This is a genomic window from Mesorhizobium sp. M8A.F.Ca.ET.021.01.1.1, assembly GCF_003998025.1.
Taxonomy (GTDB): domain Bacteria; phylum Pseudomonadota; class Alphaproteobacteria; order Rhizobiales; family Rhizobiaceae; genus Mesorhizobium.
In genome coordinates this window covers 1-849 of record NZ_RZSJ01001021.1, presented here as the reverse complement: position 1 = coordinate 849, position 849 = coordinate 1, and the positions used below count along the sequence as shown (strand labels likewise).

General features: G+C 69.7%; 1 pseudogene. It reads left to right on the top strand.

Annotated features, from left to right (window positions below):
- A pseudogene (locus EOA36_RS36320) lies at positions 1-849 on the top strand (autotransporter outer membrane beta-barrel domain-containing protein); the annotation flags it as partial.

Here is an 849-nt window from a genome sequence, read left to right as displayed (position 1 = left end):
GTGCCGGCGTCAACATCGGCATCGGCGGAAAGGGCGCAGGCGGCGGCGTTTCCAGCACGGTCGACGTCATCAACGCGGCCGCGCTCAGCACCGGGGGCTACCAGTCGCACGGTATCCTGGCACAATCGATCGGCGGCGGTGGGGGGTCTGGCGGCTTCAGCGTCACCTTGGGCGGCCCGTCCTTCTCGCTGGGCGGTACCGGCGCCTCGGCGGGCACGAGCGAAAAGGTGTTTGTCAACAACTCCGGCAAGATCGATACGGGTGGCGACCTGTCCAACGGCATCTTCGCGCAGTCGGTCGGTGGGTCCGGCGGCGACGGCGGCTTTGCCGTGGCCGGCGGGCTTTTCGCCGCCGTCGGCATCGGCGGCGCGGGCGGCGGTGGCGGCGCGGGTGGCGTCGTCGAGGTTATCAACAACGCCAACATCACAACCAAGGGCGCGCTCTCGAATGGCATACTGGCGCAGTCGGTCGGCGGCGGCGGCGGCAATGGCGGCAGCACCGGGGCCGTTGCCGTTGGCGCGTTCGGCGCGGCCGGCGTGGCGCTTGGCGGCGGTGGCGGCGACGCGAATCTAAGCAAGGAGGTCACGGTCACCCACAAGGGCGACATTCACGTGGCGGGAGCCGGCTCCAAGGGCATTCTTGCTCAGTCAGTCGGCGGTAGCGGCGGCAATGGCGGCAATGCCTATTCCGGCGCCTTCAGCGGCGGTCTTTATTTCTCCGCCGCCGTGGGTGTGTCGATTGGCGGCACCGGCGGCGACGGCGGCCCTGGCGGCAAGGTTGCGGTCAAGGCGGACGGCAACATCATTGCCGATACCGATGCGGTCGGGTCGGGCGGCATCGTCGCGCAGT